At 33.9% G+C, this 909-nt stretch carries 1 pseudogene; it reads right to left on the bottom strand.

What is annotated here, in order from left to right:
- Window positions 1-590, bottom strand: a pseudogene (locus ACIPNH_RS00105) (collagen-like triple helix repeat-containing protein); the annotation flags it as partial.
- Window positions 591-909 lie beyond the last annotated feature (319 nt).

Consider the following 909-nt stretch of genomic DNA (forward strand, 5'->3'; position numbering starts at 1 on the left):
GTTTTAAGAAACGTGTCATCAACACCTTTTTTAGTATAGATACCATTATCATCATCACCTTTTGCTAATTGTGGTATTAAAGCATCCACAACAGCTTTTTTTGCAACTTTTGTTGCAAGATCTGCAGTTTTAACAAACGCAGTATCTGCATCATTTTTAGTGTATACTTTATCGGTAAAATCAGTAGAAGCAATTATAGCATCCACGACATCTTTCGCTGCAGCTTTTGGTTTAAGCTCTTTAGCTTTGACAAAAGCAGTGTCTGCATCAGTTTTAGTGTAAACATCTGCAGTATTAGCTTTGTTGGCTAGATCAGCTGCACCAGCTTTCTCTCCTAGCTCAGCATCGACGTAATTCTTGTCAGCTTTTTTTGCCAACTCATCATTTACATTTCTTTTAGTGTAAACATCTGCAGTATTAGCTTTCTTTCTCAACTCATCATCCACACCTTTTTTAGTATATATACCTTTATCATTAGCACCTTTATTGAGTTCCACTATCAATTTTCCTAAAAAATTTTTGTTAGTTGCAAGGTTTTCTATTGTATCTATTGTACTCAATTTTTCACTCAACGCCATATCACCCTCCATTAATTACAAAAACCATAGCATGCATGAAAATAGTATAATTTTTGTTAATGCTAGATTTTACATAAGATTTCCTTGAAACTTGTTGTTTCAGAATTCTTCTCTTGTCATTCAAGTGTGTAGCAGATGATGTCATTCCAGTCTGGAATCCAGCCTTTATTATGCAGCCACTTATTTAAAGTTAAGTTTTCTGGATCCCAGTGGGCTTTGTTGCATCGCTAGCTATGATGGATTAAAGATAAAAAAGATAGGGAATATCAGTAGCTTATTATTCTGGTATTTATAACAAGAACGGTCAATGAATACCTAAATTTGAGTAAAA

It is taken from the genome of Wolbachia endosymbiont of Drosophila barbarae, from assembly GCF_044752445.1.
In the GTDB taxonomy this organism is placed as follows: domain Bacteria; phylum Pseudomonadota; class Alphaproteobacteria; order Rickettsiales; family Anaplasmataceae; genus Wolbachia; species Wolbachia pipientis.